The following is a 16754-nucleotide window of genomic DNA, read 5'->3' on the forward strand; positions in this document are numbered from 1 at the left end:
TGTCCCAGGTTCAGATGTCGACTTCGTTCACTACCGTCTCGATCTCGTCAAAGCTGAGATCGCTACCGCACAGGATCGCCTTCTGACCGGTGAGCTTCTGCCAGCGTCGCACGGCCACATCGACATAGCGCGGGTCCATCTCCACCGCGCGCCCCAGCCGCCCCGTCTGCTCGGCTGCGATGATCGTGGTCCCCGATCCCGAGAAGGCATCAAGGATGATGCCGCCATGGCGAGAGCAGTCCAACATGGCATCGGCCACCATCTTCACCGGCTTGACCGTCGGGTGCATGGCCAGCTCTTCGTCGCGGTCGGCCTTGAGCGAATTGACGCCGGCATAATCCCAGACATTGGTGCGATAGCGGCCATGCTGTCCCAGTTCGAAATTGTTGATGTGCGCTGCGTTGCCCTTTCTGAACACGAAGATCAGCTCATGCTTTGAGCGATAGAAGGTGCCCATGCCGCCATTGTCCTTGTTCCAGACGACAAGGTTGCGCAGGCTGTCATAGACCCGTTCGCCAGCTTCAAGCATCTCGCCCATGTGCCGCCAGTCCATGCACTGATAGTGGATAGAGCCATCGACGCTGTAGGCGGCAAGATTGTCCATCTCGGCAACCAGCTTTTTGCTGAAATTGCCCCTTTCAGCCTTCGGCTGCCGTCCGCCTCATTCCCTGCAACCCCCAAGGAATTTCCCTGCAATATGGTCCAGGGAATTTGCCATTAGAAATGGCTGTTTCCTGCCATTTTCTTCGAGCTCGAGCCGTCATTTTTCTGGCGAAATTTGATTTGGCCGAAAATCAGGGAAATGCAGGGAAGAGACAGGTTCGCTCCAGACTGCGTTCCGCACCACATCCCCCTGAAATCCTTTAGAAGATGCGAAGTCGGTGCTTTTTGCGGCTTGCCTGCTGCGCTGTGCCGCATCGCGGGCGTGGAGCCGTGCGTTTGCGCTGAAAGCCATTCCTTTCCCGATTTGGTGCGGATCTGCGCGATGGCGCTGGAGCCTATGTCCTGCTTGGGCCATCATCAGCGTTTCATTCCGGAAACATTCAGCAACATCGGAGTTAAACGCGGCCTGAGGTCGCGCATCGCGCCTTGAATGGAGGATCAGATGAGGAAACTTGCGATTGGACTGGCGCTGGGCGCCATGCTTCTGCCGTCCGTGGCGACCGCACAACAGCATCCGGGGCAGGGGCATCCGCAAGGAAGCAACCGTCCGCAACAGGCGCGCCCGGATCAGCACAGGCCTCAGCCCTCCAGACCCGGTCAACATTCCTCCCATCAGAACCGCCCCGGACAGGAGCGGCCTCATCAAAGCCGGCCCATGCCGGCACCTTCCCGGCCAGTCCCTTCAAATCCAAACATGCATCAGCAAAAGCCGCGGCCAAATGGAAGCAATTGGCAAAATTTCGGCAATTATGACTACAACCGCCCCGGATCAGGCGACAGGAAATATTTCGCGGATAAATTCTATCGTGAAGGGACGCATTATAAGCCGACCAAGATCACCCGGAACACGCGCATATATCGGGGCAGCAACGGGCGTTATTATTGCCGCCGTTCCGATGGCACCACGGGCTTGATCGCAGGCGTTGCCATTGGCGGCATCCTGGGCAATTTCCTGGGCGATGGCGATTCCGCATTGCTGGCCACCGTCCTTGGTGCGGGCGTGGGCGGAGCGTTGGGCCGCGAGATCGATCGCGGCAATGTCCAGTGCCGCTGATAAGCTAAGGGAGACGCTCCCGCCGGTGCCGGAGGGAGCGTTATCCACGAAAAGAGAGTAGAAGAGGCGGAAGGGGGCGCCCTTGCCACTGGCGCGGGATGATGGCACAAATCCGGGTGGCACGGATGGCGGAAATATCGGATTTCGGGGTGATGATGCGCCAGTCATGCAAGCGGCTGCATGCTTGAAATCTAGCCCCCCGCTTCGCATCTTTTACGGGAGCAGATCGTCAGCGAGTCCGGGAAATCATGCCAGTCGGGAATATCTCGGGCGAGGGCAGGGGCGGTCGCGGATTCATTGACGCATGCCCATGTGACATTGCTGTCCGGCTGTGCATTCTGGGAACGGCAGGCTTCATCGGGCGGCTCACCCATCGGGGAGCGCGAAGGCGTACCGTTCACGCGGCTGTCCGGAAATCGCCTGCGGGAACTGGATCGTTTCCTTTCCATCCTTCTGGATGAGATCGCGCTTCGTCATGGCGGGCCCGACCATGATGGCTCCGCCTTCGCCCGCCAACGCAATACGTCCCGCAAGCTATATGCAGTGGAGAGGATGATCGGCGTGACCTGTCTGTCGGACCTTCGCCTGCGCGCCATCGGGCGGGTGTCCGCCTGCTTGCATCATTGTTCCGGTGCGATCCATTCATCCGGGTTGAGGAATGATCTCCACCTTGCGGCAGGGTCCGATCCTGCCAGCGGTGACATCGGCCATGCCGAGGAGCGGCTCCTGCTTTCCCCGGATTCCATTATTGCCATCTGCCGTTTCTACCGCGATCTTGGCGACAGGCTGATGCACGGCACGCTGCCTGCAAAAGCCCGGCATTGACTTTTTCGGGAATTGAGCCGATATAAAAGCCGCTAACGTCGCCTGCGACGGAATTTGGCCCATTGGGTTCTCCTTCCTTTCTCGCGCTACCAGCTCCGCTCGTGCATTTGCGGGCGGGTAATCTGTTTTCGTGAAAGGAAACATCTCATGCCCATCGGCACCGTTAAATTTTTCAATGCTGACAAAGGCTATGGCTTCATTGCGCCCGAAGATGGCGGCAATGACAGCTTCGTCCATATCTCCGCCGTGGAACGCGCGGGCATGGCGACGCTGCAGAAGGATCAGCGGCTGAGCTACGAGGTCGAAACCGACCGTCGCGGCAAGCAGTCCGCGGTCAATCTCGAGACCGTCTGAGTCCATGTTTCGGGACTTTGGTCCCCGATATCATAATATCGAACATGTTGCCCGGTAGGGGTTCTCCTTTGCCGGATTGCGTTCTCCGCGTTCATGTCTGTACGGCTGACAGGGATGCGGAGGACGTTTCAGAAATCCGCGACCTTCTTGTCGCGGCCGACTTTCGCTCCCTTCCGAGCCCTTGGCCGATGCAGGGTAGGCGACAGGCACATGCCTGGCCTGACTTTTCTGTATCAGGCATAAGAGACCGCGCCCGCGAGGCGCGCCCATTTTTCAAGAATAATTTATGCGCGAATGTTCGCGCAAGGATAACCATGAATTTCAAGACACATTTTACATCCTCTCATCCAGTCAATGTCGCTATAAACCGCAAGCCGTTCCGTCCCAAATGTCCGCCAGTCGCAGGCATTTTGTCGACCCGGGATCTGCGCCGTATCGTAGCGGAAATGCTGGGCTAGAGCGCGCTGCGCTCCAACGGGCGGGGTGCGCGCTCTTAGTTGCTTGTTGCCGTATCGCTTTGGCGGAAAAGCGGTTCCCACTTTTCCGCACGATGCTTTCATAGCGCCGCTCGGCGCCGCTCGGAGACCGCCATGTCTGTTACCAGTGATTTTTATCTGGCCCGCGCTGCCCAATGCGAACGAGAAGCTGGCGAGACCGACCTCATCAACGTGCGCGAACGCTGCCTGCGGGCCGGGGCTGCGTGGCAGGCCATGGCCGACCGGGTCTTGAAAGGCGAAGCGGATCGCATGCAGCATGCGGCGGACAAAGCCGCCCTTCAGGAGCAGTTCGATGGCTAGGCAGTTCGGCAAGCACGCACATATCGCCAAGCTTTCGCCCCAACAGGCGGCAAGGCAGGGAAGCATAACGAAAGCTGCCATCGCAGGGCTGGGCGCTCCGGGCGCGATTGCGTTCCTGAACGGGCATGATGCGCTTCTGGGCGGGCGGCCGCTGGACCTGGCCATCGAAAGCGCCGAGGGGCTGATTGCCGTCGAACGCGCGCTGCTCCATCGCACGGAAGCATGAAGGCGCTCTCCATTGCGGAGAGTCGCCCTGGCTTCTTCCGGTATGAAAAGTCTGGCCGCCGTCAGAATTTGGGCGTTGGCAAATCCTGATCGGCGTCCAGGCGGCGGTCGATTTCTTCACCCAGCAGATCAAGCTGTTCGAATGTCGCGATGATGTTCAGAACGGCGCCGTCCTCCAGCGCCAGCTGAAGCCGATAATTTTCGCCATCCCGCTCGATGGCGAAGTGGGCAAGGGCACCGGTCATGACATTTCCAATATGATAGGATCGCCTGCGCGACCGGAAGATATGCGCGTTACGGAGAGGTCATGTCTCGATGGCGTCCGCCCGGGCAAGCCGCCGTCCCGTCACCAGAGTCTGGCCGATGAACAGGATGATCAGGATGGTTCCTACCGATCCCACGAATATGTCGAACCCTGACCAGCGCCCGAAAAGCCCCGGTCCCGACCCCAGGATCATCATCATGACGGTCAGCGTAATCAATATGATCCTGAGTTCCGTCGGTCCCGCGGAAAGATAGGAGAGCTTGAATTCCCCCAGCACGCGGGCGGACAGATAGGCGTGGATCGACAGCAGGAAATAGCCGGCAAGCGCAACCAGCGCGACATCCATCGTCACGAACGGACTGAGGCCGATGCCAGCCAGGATCAGAAGCGTCGCAAGCCCGTCGCAGCTATGATCGATGAAATATCCGTATGACGGCCGTTCGATATGCCGATAGCGCGCAAGGCTGCCATCCATCGAATCCCCGAACCACTGGACGAAATAGCCCCCAATGGCGAGCAGCAGCCAGGCGGCCGCGAAATTGCTCGCGACATATCCGGCAAAAATCATGACGGCGCCAACCATGCCCGTCGCGGTCAGGCGATCGGGCGTGACCCATGACGGCATGTGACTGCACAGCCAGTTGAGCAGGCGTCGTTCGTTCGCGGCAAGCCAGTTCTGCTGAATCCTTGAAAGCGATTTGACCGGTTGGGGCTGGATTGTCATGATCCTTCCTGTGGTTGTTGGGCGGGCAATATACGAACCTGTCGCGGCGGACATGGATCGTTTTCAAACGCCCTCTTGCCGATGGCTGGGGCGAAAAATGCGCCAGCTCAAAAAAACGAATAGGATGATTGCCGCTGCGACAGTGGCCTGAAAAGAGAGATCATCCATTTTCATGCCCAACTCCCATTTTGCGGGAGCACATAGGTCTCTCTGTCGGATCATGCGAAACGGGAACCCGATGCGTTTCCCCCTATCATCGGGATGCGCCCCTGGACAGGGTTTTCGGATATGCGGGTCTTTTAGCGCGACGATGACGACTATGTGTGCTATACGGTTTCCATTGCGCGAACCTTGCTGCAAGCATTCGCCGTGACTGAGAGACCATTGTGCTCCCGCTTGCCGAGCCAGGAGCATTTCATGGAAGATCTGAACTATCTGTTGCAACGCGAGCAGGAAGAACTGCTGCGTTCCCAGACCGCTCCCGGTCCAGCGGCGCGCGCCGCCCATCAGGGGCTTGCCGAAGGATATGCGCGCCGGATCCGCGATCATCGCCATCCCTATCGAACGAAAAGAGCCGATGGCAGCATGTCGTTCAATCCCTATCCCTTCGGCGCCGAAAGCGCCGTGGCATGAGCCGGGCCGTCAATGTGCAGGAAACGCCCGAGAAGATCGAGGCGCTCTGCGTGAAACATGCTTTCCGGCTGTCGACGGTGGAGCCGCTCATTTCTGGCGGTTCGAGGGTCGTGTTGCTTGACCCCAGGGATGCCGAGGCATTTCGCGTCTTGATGAAGACGAAACTGATCGATGGCACGGTGACGCGATCCTCTTCCCACATCGCGCGGCAATTGCCGCCTTCGACCCGTTGGAGATGAGGCGTGGAAAAACATAATGCCCTTAAACGGCGTCGAACGGAGGAGTTGAGCGAGGCGCTTCTTGTGAACTGCCCTCACAAAAGGGGGCAGCATGAAGAGCAGGCCCGCGCCTATGCGAAGATCATTGATGCGGTGAGCCGGAAGAAACGAGAATTGTCGATGTCCCAGCGATCCTGAAGCGGGCCGGTGCAAAGCTGACTTGCGGGGCGATCAAGGAAAACTCGTTTAGGATGCACCGGCGGCGGCGTTACGGATGGGGAAACCCACAAGTGGACGCCGCAGGATATGAGCGAAGACACGATACCCCCGCATGATGACGGTCAATATTGGAATATTGACGGGCTGGTCCGCGATCTGGCGGCGGCGCGGGCGCGCTGGCGACAGGAACAGCGGCATCATACCGAATATGGCGGCGCGGGCTTCCCCTCGCGCGGCGATATTTCCAAGATCATGATGTCGCTGTGCGGCGCGCTCTTTCCCCTGCGGCTGGGGCCGAGCTTCGTGCGGATCGACAATGAGGATGCGTTCGTCGCCGAAACGCTTCAGACATCGCTCAGCAGACTTTATGGGCAGATCCGGCTGGAACTTTATTATGTCTATCCGGATGGCTCGGCAGCGCAGGTGGATGCAGAGGCCGCGCGCATCATCAGCGCCTTTGCAAGCCGTCTGCCCGAACTGCGCGTGCTGCTCGACACCGATGTCGAGGCCGCCTTTGCCGGCGATCCGGCGGCGCGCAGCGTGGACGAGGTGCTGATCTGCTACCCCTCCATCCTCGCGATCATCCATCACCGGCTGGCGCATGAACTACATGGGCTGGGCGCGCCGCTGGTGGCGCGGATCATATCGGAAGTCGCCCATTCCAAGACCGGCATAGACATTCATCCCGGCGCGACCATCGGCCATCATTTCTTCATCGACCATGGGACCGGCGTGGTGGTCGGCGAAACCGCGATCATCGGCAATCATGTGCGACTCTATCAGGGCGTGACGCTGGGCGCGCGGAGCTTCACTGTCGACGAACAGGGCGTGCTGGAAAAGGCCCAGCCGCGCCATCCGGTGATCGAGGACGATGTGGTGATCTATGCTGGCGCGACCGTTCTGGGCCGGATCATCATCGGCAGCGGATCGGTGATCGGGGGCAATGTCTGGCTGACCCAAAGCGTCCCGGCAGGCAGCAATGTGCAGCAGGCCAAGGCGGAAAATCAGATCACCAGCCGGATCGACGACATGCCTTCCCATCGGGTTCGGCGGATTATTCCTTCCAGTGAAGGGGAGAGTCGGGGACTGGCTGGCTAAGGAGGCGGACAGTGTTTTTTAGGAAATCCTGTCTAGGAAGGCCGTTCCTCTCGCACTGGGAAATTTCGGATTGGCCTTTTCTGCTCCCTTGATTTCGCCGGATGTTTCCGATGCCGATGCCCCGGCGCGTGCACCTGCGTTTTCGCGGCCTGCATTGCCGCTGCTTGCGCTACCCGCGCTTTTGCTCGCCCTTGCGCTGCTGATGCTGGCTCAGGCCGGATATACGGGGGAGGACGACGCGCATTATCTTTTCGCGGCGGACGCCTGGCGGTCCGGCCAGTGGTTCCTGGGCGTCAATCACTGGCATTTGCGGCATCCCCATGTGCTGGCGATCGCCGCGTCCTTCGCGCTGTTCGGGCGCAATGAAGGGGCCATGATATTGCCCACGGTCGTGGCTTTCCTGGGCGTCATCACGCTCACGGTCTGGCTGGTCCGCCGTGTGGCGGATGACTGGACGGCGGTGTTCGCCGGGCTGCTGGTCGCGGCCACACCCGCTTTCGTCCTCTATGCGAAGATTCCCTATCCGGACGTTGGCGAGCTTTTCTATGGCGTCCTGTCCTTCGCCCTGCTGTGGAAGGGGCTGGAAACGTCCCGCTATCGCTGGTTCGTCCTGTCCGGTCTCGCCATGGCCTTTGCCTGGCTGATCCGACCAAGCTGCGCCCCCTTTATCCTGCTCTATGGCCTGCTGTTCCTGAACGGCTACCGCGTGCCGCGTTCGCGTTATCTGGCAATGGGCATCGGGTTCGCGCCGCCGATATTGGCGGAGTGGCTTTATTATTACCTCCGCGCGGGCGACCCCTTCTACCGTTTCGCCGTGGATATGCACAGTCTGGAGATACCGACCGCGCATATGATGGGCGGCGTGGCGCATGGGCTTCGGCCTCCCTTCAACGCCGAACTGATGGCGAAATGGGTGCCCAACAGCATGGTCGACGTGCACTGGCTGGTGAACCCCTATATCGATTTTCTGACCAGCCCGAGTTTCGGACTGCTCTACAGCGCCGCGATCATCGCGGCCTTTCTGCTGCTGCGCGACCGGCGGTTGCAGCCGGAGATCCGGCAATTCGCATGGATCATGATCGCGCTGGCGTTGCTCTGGATTTTCGTCACTATCTATGTGCTCAACCTGCGCCCGCAGCCCCGTTATTTCCTGCCCGCGACATGGTGCGCCTGCATCCTGGCGGCGATGGGATTGCGGCATGTTCTTCGGGAAAAAGGACGGCTTCCCGCCTTCGCCTTGTTGGCGATCCTCATCGTCAGCGACGCCGCGCTGGTCAGCGCCCGGAAAGACCCGATGGAGGCGGAACGGCAATTGGCGGCCTTCGCCGCAAGCCGCGATGGCCCGATGACGAGCGACCTTGGCAAGGCGCGGTTTTTCCTGGAGCAGCGGGGCATGGCGGGCCGCGTGACGATCATCGGCGAAGGCCGCCGACCGCCAGCTGGCCTTTTCCTGACATCGAGCGATCAAGTCGAAAGCTGGTCGGAGAAGGGGGTTTCGGGCTTCAAGCCGGCGCCGGCGCGTCCTTCATGGCTGGACCGGCTCTGGGCAGTCGTCGTTCCGCAGAAGGTCTATGCCAAATTGCGTCCCCGGCGCGACCTTATGCTGGCCGAAGTGCCGGACGTCAGCTCAGCGCCTCGATCGTCGCCCACAGGCTGAGGCAGAGGCCGATCAGCACCGCGATCTTGCGGCGGGGTCCGCGGATATGCACCTCGCCCGCGCCAAATTCATAGCCGCACTGGACGCACGCCCTGCTGGCGGGAGACGCGGCTGTTCCGCAGAGCCTGCAATGTCCGGCGTTGGTCATGGCTTCCTTTTGTCCGTGCGCGCCTGAAGTTTTCGGCATGGAAATGTTGCGCGGAAATCTAGCGAGCGATGGTGAAGAGCCGGTAAACGGGCGGCAGCCGTTTCGTTTCGGTGCCGCTCTGGGAAAACGACCGCCATCTGGTATAGCAAAGCCTTGAGAAAGGATGGCCCATGCAGACCTATGTCCCGCCTATTGACGATTATCGCTTCCTGATGACGCAGGTGCTGGATTTCGACCGGGCGATGGCGGACATCGGCATGGAGGTCGATGGCGATCTCGCCGCGACGATTTTGGAGGAAGCGGGGCGCATGTGCGCGCAAAGGCTCCAGCCGCTCAACCGCACGGGCGACGAGGAGGGCAGCCGCCTGATCGACGGCGCGGTGCAACTGCCGCAAGGCTTTGCGGATGCCTATCGCGAATTTGCCGAGGCGGGCTGGGCTTCGCTTTCATCCGACCCGGAACATGGCGGGCAGGGGCTGCCGTTCGTCCTGCAACTCTGGCTGGACGAGATGCTGTCGGCGACCAACCTGTCCTTTGGCCTTATCCCCGGCCTGACGCGCGGCGCGTGCGAGGCGATCAAGGCCCATGCGAGCGATCCACTGAAGGCCGTCTACCTGCCGCCCATGGTGCGTGGTGAGTGGACCGGCGCCATGGCGCTGACGGAAAGCGGCGCTGGCACCGACCTTGCCTTGCTCAAGACCAAGGCGACGCCAAAGGACGGCGACAACTATGCAGTGAGCGGGACCAAGATATTCATCTCATCGGGCGATCACGATATTGGCGGCAATATCGTCCATCTGGTGCTTGCCCGCCTGCCCGATGCGCCAGCAGGGGTGAGGGGGATCAGCCTGTTCCTCGTCCCCAAATTCCTCCCCGACGCGTCCGGCGCCTTCACCGTCCGCAACGCGATGTCGGTCGGTGCGCTGGAAAGGAAGATGGGCATCCACGCGCAGCCCACTTGCGTCATGAACTATGATGGCGCGACCGGATGGCTGGTGGGCGAGCCGCACAAGGGACTTGCCGCCATGTTCACGATGATGAATGCGGAGCGGTTGATGGTCGGCATTCAGGGGCTGGGCATTGCGGGTGGCGCTTATCAGCAGGCCGCCGCTTATGCCCGCGAGCGCCTGCAGGGCCGTAGCGCGGATGGGACGCGCGGGCCGGTGCCGATCATCGAACATGCCGACGTGCGGCGGATGCTGCTCAGTGTACGCGCCTTTGTCGAAGCGGGTCGGGCGCTTGCGGGCTGGACCGCGCTGCAACTGGATCGCGCCCACCGTCACCCGGACGCGGCGGAGCGGGGGAAGGCGGATGCCTTTGTCGCGCTGCTTACGCCGGTCGTGAAGGCGGCCTTTACCGACTTTGGCTTCGAAAGCGCGGTGCAGGCGCAGCAGGTATTCGGCGGCCATGGCTACATCCGCGAATGGGGCATGGAACAATATGTCCGCGACGCCCGCATCGCCCAGATTTACGAAGGCACCAACGGCGTGCAGGCCATGGACCTGGTGGGCCGCAAGCTGGCGCTGGAGGGCGGCGCGGTGGCGCAGGGCTTCTTCGATCTGATCGCCGCCGATCTGGAAGGGCAGGGCGCGCCTATCGCCGCAGCCACGCGGGACGCCCTGCAATTGCTGCGCGACGCCACCGCTGCCTTGCGCGGAGCCGATGCGGATGCGCTGGGCGCGGCGGCGGTCGATTATCTGCGACTCTTCGCGCTTGTTGCGATGGGCTGGATGTGGGCGCGCATGGCCGACGCCGCGACGAAGGGGGGCACGCCGCTCCACAGCGCCAAGATCGCCGTGGCCGACTTCTTCGCCGGGCGCATGTTGCCGCAGGTGAAGGGGCTGGCCGCCGCGCTATCCGCAGGCGCGCAGTCGATCATGGCCTTGCCCGACGACGCCTTCTGAACATTGAACGAAACTTGTTGCAGGCGCGTCGCGATATGCCTATATCGCGCTTGCTTCCTTACATCGTCAAACATGTCGGGGTCGCGGGCGGGAACGCTCGCGGCGTGGAAGCCGCACATATTGTTTTTGGAGACTCCATGGCGGACATCGCCGAACTGACAGCATTGATCGAACCGGAGGTGAAGGCCCTCGGCTTCGACCTCGTGCGAATCAGGCTGTTCGGCTCCGGGGACGAACATACGCTTCAGATCATGGCCGAACGGCCCGAAACGAAGCAGTTGGTCATCGAGGATTGCGCCGCCCTTTCCCGCCGCCTGTCGGATGTGCTGGACGAAGCCGACCCGATCGAGGAGGCCTATCGCCTGGAAGTCAGCTCGCCGGGCATCGATCGCCCGCTGACCCGCCTGCACGATTTCCTCGAATGGACCGGGCATGAAGCGAAGATATCGGCGACCGAAACCGTCGCGGGACGCAAGAGCTTTCGTGGCCTGCTCCAGGGCATTGAAGGCGATAATATCCAGTTCAAGGACGCAAAAGCGGGAGAGGTTTCTATCCCCTTTGCGCTGGTGGGCGACGCGAAGCTGCTGCTGACCGACGCGCTCCTTTCTGCTACCATGCCGCTCTCCTCCGATGGGGCGGACGAGTTCGAAACCGAAGAGTAAAGGTTCACTAGCCATGGCCAACGCCATTTCCGCCAACAAGGCCGAACTGCTCGCCATCGCGAACAGCGTCGCTTCCGAAAAGATGATCGACAAGGCGATCGTCATCGAAGCGATGGAGGACGCGATTCAGCGTGCCGCCCGTGCCCGTTACGGCGCTGAAAACGACATTCGCGCAAAGCTGGACCCGGAAAGCGGCGACCTGCGCCTGTGGCGTGTCGTCGAAGTGGTCGAAGCGGTGGACGATTATTTCAAGCAGGTCGACCTCAAGCAGGCGCAGAAGCTGAAGAAGGACGCCGTGATCGGCGACTTCATCGTCGATCCGCTGCCCCCGATCGACCTAGGCCGCATCGACGCGCAGTCCGCCAAGCAGGTGATCTTCCAGAAGGTCCGCGACGCCGAGCGCGAGCGTCAGCATGAGGAATTCAAGGACCGCGTGGGTGAGATCATCACCGGCGTCGTCAAGTCCGTCGAGTTCGGCCATGTCGTCGTGAACCTGGGCCGCGCCGAGGGTGTCATCCGCCGCGATCAGCAGATACCGCGCGAAGTCGTCCGCGTCGGCGACCGTATCCGCTCGGTAATCCTGAACGTGCGCCGGGAAAATCGCGGGCCGCAGATTTTCCTCAGCCGCGCCCACCCCGAGTTCATGAAGAAGCTGTTCGCGCAGGAAGTGCCCGAAATCTATGACGGCGTGATCGAGATCAAGGCCGCCGCCCGCGATCCGGGCAGTCGCGCCAAGATCGGCGTCATCAGCCGCGATTCGAGCATCGACCCGGTCGGCGCCTGCGTCGGCATGAAGGGCAGCCGCGTGCAGGCCGTCGTGCAGGAAATGCAGGGCGAGAAGATCGATATCATCCCGTGGAGCGAGGACACCGCGACCTTCGTCGTCAACGCGCTCCAGCCCGCGCAGGTCGCCCGCGTCGTCATCGACGAGGAAGAAGAACGCATCGAAGTCGTTGTCCCCGACGATCAGTTGTCGCTCGCCATCGGCCGCCGCGGCCAGAATGTCCGCCTTGCCAGCCAGTTGACCGGCAAGGCCATCGACATCATGACCGAGGCTGACGCGTCCGAAAAGCGGCAGAAGGAATTCGTCACCCGCTCCGAACTGTTCCAGAACGAACTGGACGTGGACGAGACGCTTTCGCAGCTTCTGGTAGCCGAAGGCTTCGGCGAACTGGAAGAAGTGGCCTATGTCGGCGTTGACGAACTGGCCGCGATCGAAGGGTTCGACGAGGATCTCGCCGCAGAACTTCAAAGCCGAGCGCAGGAGGCGCTTGACCGCCGCGAGGCAGCAGCTCGTGAGGAACGTCGCGCTCTGGGCGTCGAGGACGCGCTGGCCGAAATGCCGCACCTGACCGAAGCCATGCTGGTGACGCTGGGCAAGGCGGGCATCAAGACGCTTGACGATCTGGCCGATCTCGCCACCGACGAGCTGATCGCCAAGAAGCGCATCGACCAGCGCCGCCGCCGGAGCGAAACGTCGGAGGACAAGGGCGGCATCCTGGCCGAATATGGCCTCTCCGAAGAGCAGGGTAATGAGACCATCATGGCCGCCCGCGCCCACTGGTTCGAGGGTGAGGAAGCGTAAAGCCTGATGCCCTTTGTCGATATCCGTCTGGCGGGAAACGCCACCCATGAACAGAAAGCCGCCATCGTGGCTGACGTGACCCGGTCGCTCGTGGAGCGGCTGGGCAAGTCGCCTGCGGCTGTTCAGGTGGTGATTTCCGAAGTCCCGACGGAAAATTATGGGGCCGGCGGTCAATTGATCGCCGACCGCGCGGCCGCGGCGCAAGCTGGCGGGCCGTCAATCGGGGAGGACGCCCATGTCGCGGTCACTTCCCGATGAGAGGCTAAGCGCCCCTATCGTTGTTCGAGAAATGCGCTCCTGCGAAGGCGGGGGGGCAGTCCTGCCGTCCCATGTCCATGCGGAGGCGCGGGCATGACCGAACGCAAATGCATATTGTCGGGCGATCGTGCCGACCCGGACATGCTGGTTCGGCTGGCTCTTGGCCCCAATGGCGAAGTGCTGCCCGACATCCGCGCGAAGGCGCCGGGACGGGGGGCATGGATCGGTGTTTCGCGGAACGATCTTGAAACCGCGCTGGCCAAGGGTAAGCTGCGGGGCGCGCTCGCCCGCGCGTTCAAGACCGGCGAATTGCAGATTCCGGACAATCTGCCCGACCTCATCGAAACCGGGCTTCGCAAGGCGCTGCTCGACAGGCTGGGGCTGGAAGCGAAAGCGTCCATGCTGCTCACCGGCTCTGAAAAGATCGACGTTGCGGCGCGTCAGGGCAAGGTGACGCTGTTGCTTCATGCCGCCGACGCGGCGGCGGATGGCAACCGAAAACTGGACCAGGCGCTGCGTGTCGGGCAGGAAGCGGAAGGCACCGATCTTTCGGGCATCGTCTTGCCTGTGGACCGCAGCGCCCTATCTATGGCAATGGGGCGGGACAATGTCGTCCATATTGCGGTGACCGACTCGCGAGCCGCGTCGCGTCTGCGTGCGGCTCTTGGCCGCTTGGAAAGCTATCTGGGTTGCGCTACCGGGGCGCCGGTGCATGGGGAGCAGGACTCCGCCGATGCGCTGGGCGCCTGAGGAGCATGGAATAAAGGCGCCGGCGGGCCTCTCCGGCCGGATTGGAAGTGAAGGGTTAAGTTCAGTCGTATGAGTGACAGCAAGGAAGACAAACCGGTTCTGGGCCGCAAGCCGCTGGGGATCAAGCGCACGGTCGAGTCCGGTCAGGTGCAGCAGCAGTTCAGCCATGGCCGCAAGAATACGGTCGTGGTTGAGGTGAAGCGGCGCCGCGTCCTGGGCAAGCCGGGCGAAAGCGCCGGCGGCGCCGCGCCTGCGCCTCAGCCCGATCCGACGCCCGCGCCCAGCCCTGCCGCACCCGCGCCGCAGCAGCGGGCGCCGCAACCTGCCGCGCCCGCCCGTCAGGCGCCGCCGCAGAATCTGATGTCGCGTCAGGAATTGCAGGCCAAGCTTCTGCGCGAGGCGGAAGAAGCCCGCATGACCGCTCTGGAAGAAGCGCGCCGCCGCGAGGATGCTCAGCGCCAGGCCGCGAGCGAGGAGGAACGCCGCCGCGCGGAAGAAAACCGTGCCGCCGCCGAGCCTGCCGAGGTCGCCCCGACCGAGCGCGCCGACGAAGAAACGAAGGCCTCGCAGGAAGCCGCGCAAGCAACGCCTGAAGTCGCGCCCGCCGCTGAAGAGCCTGCTGCTCCCGCCCCGGCTCCTGCCGCAGCAAGCGAACGCGTGGTTTCCGCGCCGCCGCCGCCGCGCCGCTTTACCCCGGTCACGCCGGCCAAGCGCCCCGAACCGGCCAAACCCGATCGGGCCAAGCGCGGCGACGACAATCGTCGCCAGTCCGGCAAGCTCACCGTCACCCGCGCCCTGTCGGACGACGATAGCGCCCGTGCCCGCTCGCTCGCCGCTTTGAAGCGCGCACGCGAAAAGGAACGCCGCGCGCATTATCAGGGCGGCAGCCAGCCCCGTGAAAAGCAGGTGCGCGACGTCGTGGTGCCCGAAAGCATCACGGTGCAGGAACTCGCCAACCGCATGGCCGAAAAGGGCGCGGACCTGGTGAAGGCCCTGTTCAAGATGGGCACCGCCGTCACGCTCAACCAGCCAATCGATCAGGATACGGCGGAACTGTTGGTCGAGGAATTCGGCCACCGCATCCAGCGCGTTTCCGAATCCGACATCGAAATCGGCATGGAAGGCGAGATGGATGCGCCCGAAACGCTGAAGCCCCGTCCTCCCGTGGTCACGATCATGGGCCATGTCGATCACGGCAAGACCAGCCTGCTCGACGCGCTGCGCGGCACCGATGTGGTGGCGGGCGAAAGCGGCGGCATCACCCAGCATATCGGCGCCTATCAGGTGAAGACCAAGGGCGGTGACACGATCACCTTCCTCGATACGCCGGGTCACGAGGCTTTCTCGGAAATGCGCGCGCGCGGCGCCAACGTCACCGACATCGTCATCCTGGTGGTGGCGGCGGACGACGGGCTGATGCCGCAGACGATCGAGGCGATCAACCACACCAAGGCCGCCGGCGTCCCGATGATCGTCGCGATCAACAAGGTCGACAAGCCCGAAGCCAATCCCCAGCGCGTGCGCGAGCGCCTGCTGGAGCATGAAGTGGTAGTCGAGGATATGGGCGGTGAAGTGCAGGACGTCGAAGTGTCCGCGCTCAAGAAGATCGGCCTTGACCAGCTGATCGAGAAGATCCTGCTCCAGGCCGAGTTGATGGAACTGACCGCCAACCCGGATCGCGCAGCCGAAGGCAATGTGATCGAGGCGCAGCTCGACAAGGGGCGCGGCGCGGTCGCGACCGTCCTGGTCCGTCGCGGCACGCTCAAGGTCGGCGACACTTTCGTCATCGGCGCGGAAAGCGGCAAGGTGCGCGCTCTGGTCAACGACAAGGGGCAGCAGGTGAAGGTCGCTGGTCCGTCGACTCCGGTCGAGGTGCTGGGCCTGTCGGGCGTTCCGCTCGCGGGCGATCAGCTGACCGTCGTGGAAAACGAAGCCCGCGCCCGCGAAGTCGCCGCCTATCGTCAGGAACAGGCGACGCGCAAGCGGACCACTGCGGCTCCGACCAGCTTTGAACATATGTTCTCGGCGCTCAACACGACCGTCATCGAATATCCGGTGGTGGTGAAGGGCGACGTGCAGGGGTCCGTCGAAGCGATCGTCACGTCGCTCAATCGCATTTCGACCGACGAGATCAAGGTCCGCATCCTCCATTCGGGTGTTGGCGCGATCACTGAGAGCGACGTCACGCTGGCCGCGGCCAGCCGCGCGCCGCTGATCGGCTTCAACGTGCGTCCCAATGCGAAGGCGCGCCAGCTTGCCGAACGTGAGAAGGTGTCGCTGCGCTATTATGACGTGATCTACGATCTGCTGGAGGAAGTGCGCGGCGAAATGGCCGGGCAGCTTGCGCCGGAACGCATCGAAACGATCGTCGGCCGCGCCGAGGTGCTTCAGGTATTCCCGGCCGGAAAGAAGGACAAGGCAGCCGGTCTGCTCGTGCTCGACGGCATCATCCGCAAGGGGCTGTCCGCGCGTCTCACCCGCGACGATGTCATCGTTTCGCGCACGCACATCGCTTCGCTCCGCCGCTTCAAGGACGATGTCTCCGAAGTCCGCGCGGGCATGGAATGCGGCGCTGTCCTGCAGGACACGAACGACATCAAGCCCGGCGACACGCTGGAGCTGTTCGAGGTCGAGGAACGCGCGCGCACCTTGTAAAACGGGCAATGCGTCATCCCAGCCGACGCTGGGATGACGCGCCGTTTACGATGTGCGCCG

At 62.4% G+C, this 16754-nt stretch carries 20 protein-coding genes; 15 read left to right on the forward strand and 5 right to left on the reverse strand.

The annotated features are described in order from the left end of the window. Positions 1-10 precede the first annotated feature (10 nt). Together ATN00_RS10535 and ATN00_RS23990 are read right to left on the reverse strand one after the other, a co-directional pair. Positions 11-604, reverse strand: a complete 594-nt coding sequence (locus ATN00_RS10535) for a DNA-methyltransferase (RefSeq protein ID WP_231746257.1) — start codon at positions 602-604, stop codon at positions 11-13. Positions 605-760: 156 nt separating this feature from the next. Beyond that, positions 761-1237: a hypothetical protein gene (locus ATN00_RS23990; protein WP_231746258.1), complete on the reverse strand. Its 477-nt coding sequence runs from the start codon at positions 1235-1237 to the stop codon at positions 761-763. 120 nt (positions 1238-1357) lie between these two features. On the opposite strand from ATN00_RS23990, the gene ATN00_RS23995 reads away from it, so the two are divergent. The 5 genes from ATN00_RS23995 (at position 1358) to ATN00_RS10565 (ending at position 3919) form a co-directional block, all read left to right on the forward strand. After that, positions 1358-1717: a glycine zipper 2TM domain-containing protein gene (locus ATN00_RS23995; protein WP_231746259.1), complete on the forward strand. Its 360-nt coding sequence runs from the start codon at positions 1358-1360 to the stop codon at positions 1715-1717. A gap of 312 nt (positions 1718-2029) precedes the next feature. Beyond that, on the forward strand, positions 2030-2542 hold the full coding sequence (locus ATN00_RS10550) for a hypothetical protein (RefSeq protein WP_156415264.1): 513 nt from the start codon (positions 2030-2032) through the stop codon (positions 2540-2542). Positions 2543-2689: 147 nt separating this feature from the next. Next, positions 2690-2896 carry a cold-shock protein gene (locus ATN00_RS10555; protein WP_062064497.1) on the forward strand — a complete coding sequence of 69 codons (207 nt, stop codon included), beginning with the start codon at positions 2690-2692 and terminating at the stop codon, positions 2894-2896. 590 nt (positions 2897-3486) lie between these two features. After that, positions 3487-3693 (forward strand): hypothetical protein, encoded by a 207-nt coding sequence (locus ATN00_RS10560; protein ID WP_062064499.1) that lies wholly within the window; start codon positions 3487-3489, stop codon positions 3691-3693. Then, a complete protein-coding gene (locus ATN00_RS10565) occupies positions 3686-3919 on the forward strand; it encodes a hypothetical protein (protein ID WP_062064501.1) in 234 nt (77 codons plus the stop codon). The genes ATN00_RS10560 and ATN00_RS10565 overlap by 8 nt, the downstream gene beginning before the upstream one ends. 61 nt (positions 3920-3980) lie before the next feature. Here ATN00_RS10565 and ATN00_RS10570 read toward each other — a convergent pair whose 3' ends face one another. Together ATN00_RS10570 and ATN00_RS10575 are read right to left on the reverse strand one after the other, a co-directional pair. Next, positions 3981-4163 carry a hypothetical protein gene (locus ATN00_RS10570; RefSeq protein WP_062064502.1) on the reverse strand — a complete coding sequence of 61 codons (183 nt, stop codon included), beginning with the start codon at positions 4161-4163 and terminating at the stop codon, positions 3981-3983. A gap of 60 nt (positions 4164-4223) precedes the next feature. Continuing rightward, positions 4224-4907: a CDP-alcohol phosphatidyltransferase family protein gene (locus ATN00_RS10575; protein WP_062064504.1), complete on the reverse strand. Its 684-nt coding sequence runs from the start codon at positions 4905-4907 to the stop codon at positions 4224-4226. Between the two features lie 417 nt (positions 4908-5324). Here ATN00_RS10575 and ATN00_RS10580 point away from each other — a divergent pair, with 417 nt between their 5' ends. The 4 genes from ATN00_RS10580 (at position 5325) to ATN00_RS10595 (ending at position 8732) form a co-directional block, all read left to right on the forward strand. Next, entirely contained in the window at positions 5325-5540 is a 216-nt protein-coding gene (locus ATN00_RS10580) for a hypothetical protein (RefSeq protein WP_062064506.1), read from the forward strand. Continuing rightward, positions 5537-5779 carry a hypothetical protein gene (locus tag ATN00_RS10585; protein WP_062064508.1) on the forward strand — a complete coding sequence of 81 codons (243 nt, stop codon included), beginning with the start codon at positions 5537-5539 and terminating at the stop codon, positions 5777-5779. The genes ATN00_RS10580 and ATN00_RS10585 overlap by 4 nt, the downstream gene beginning before the upstream one ends. A 285-nt stretch (positions 5780-6064) precedes the next feature. Beyond that, positions 6065-7075 (forward strand): serine O-acetyltransferase EpsC, encoded by a 1011-nt coding sequence (gene epsC, locus ATN00_RS10590; RefSeq protein WP_062064509.1) that lies wholly within the window; start codon positions 6065-6067, stop codon positions 7073-7075. Positions 7076-7145: 70 nt separating this feature from the next. After that, positions 7146-8732, forward strand: a complete 1587-nt coding sequence (locus ATN00_RS10595) for an ArnT family glycosyltransferase (RefSeq protein WP_062064511.1) — start codon at positions 7146-7148, stop codon at positions 8730-8732. On the opposite strand, the gene ATN00_RS10600 is transcribed toward ATN00_RS10595, so the two are convergent. Continuing rightward, the gene (locus ATN00_RS10600; RefSeq protein ID WP_062064513.1) at positions 8698-8880 is read right to left on the reverse strand and encodes a hypothetical protein; all 183 of its coding nucleotides are present in this window, start codon (positions 8878-8880) and stop codon (positions 8698-8700) included. The genes ATN00_RS10595 and ATN00_RS10600 overlap by 35 nt on opposite strands. A gap of 170 nt (positions 8881-9050) precedes the next feature. Between ATN00_RS10600 and ATN00_RS10605 the strand changes: the two genes are divergently transcribed. The 6 genes from ATN00_RS10605 to infB all read left to right on the forward strand — a co-directional run bounded on the left by ATN00_RS10605 (position 9051) and on the right by infB (position 16694). Further along, on the forward strand, positions 9051-10784 hold the full coding sequence (locus tag ATN00_RS10605) for an acyl-CoA dehydrogenase family protein (protein WP_062064515.1): 1734 nt from the start codon (positions 9051-9053) through the stop codon (positions 10782-10784). A 137-nt stretch (positions 10785-10921) separates the two neighbouring features. Continuing rightward, complete coding sequence (gene rimP / locus ATN00_RS10610) at positions 10922-11446, forward strand: ribosome maturation protein RimP (protein ID WP_062068675.1); 525 nt, start codon at positions 10922-10924, stop codon at positions 11444-11446. Positions 11447-11459: 13 nt separating this feature from the next. After that, a complete protein-coding gene (gene nusA, locus ATN00_RS10615; protein ID WP_062064517.1) occupies positions 11460-13031 on the forward strand; it encodes a transcription termination factor NusA in 1572 nt (523 codons plus the stop codon). A gap of 6 nt (positions 13032-13037) precedes the next feature. Beyond that, a complete protein-coding gene (locus tag ATN00_RS10620) occupies positions 13038-13289 on the forward strand; it encodes a tautomerase family protein (RefSeq protein ID WP_062064519.1) in 252 nt (83 codons plus the stop codon). Between the two features lie 93 nt (positions 13290-13382). After that, the gene (locus tag ATN00_RS10625) at positions 13383-14039 is read left to right on the forward strand and encodes a DUF448 domain-containing protein (protein WP_062064521.1); all 657 of its coding nucleotides are present in this window, start codon (positions 13383-13385) and stop codon (positions 14037-14039) included. A gap of 69 nt (positions 14040-14108) precedes the next feature. Beyond that, positions 14109-16694 carry a translation initiation factor IF-2 gene (infB, locus tag ATN00_RS10630; protein ID WP_062064523.1) on the forward strand — a complete coding sequence of 862 codons (2586 nt, stop codon included), beginning with the start codon at positions 14109-14111 and terminating at the stop codon, positions 16692-16694. The last annotated feature ends 60 nt before the right edge of the window (positions 16695-16754 follow it).

The organism is Sphingobium baderi (genome assembly GCF_001456115.1).
Lineage (GTDB): Bacteria > Pseudomonadota > Alphaproteobacteria > Sphingomonadales > Sphingomonadaceae > Sphingobium > Sphingobium baderi_A.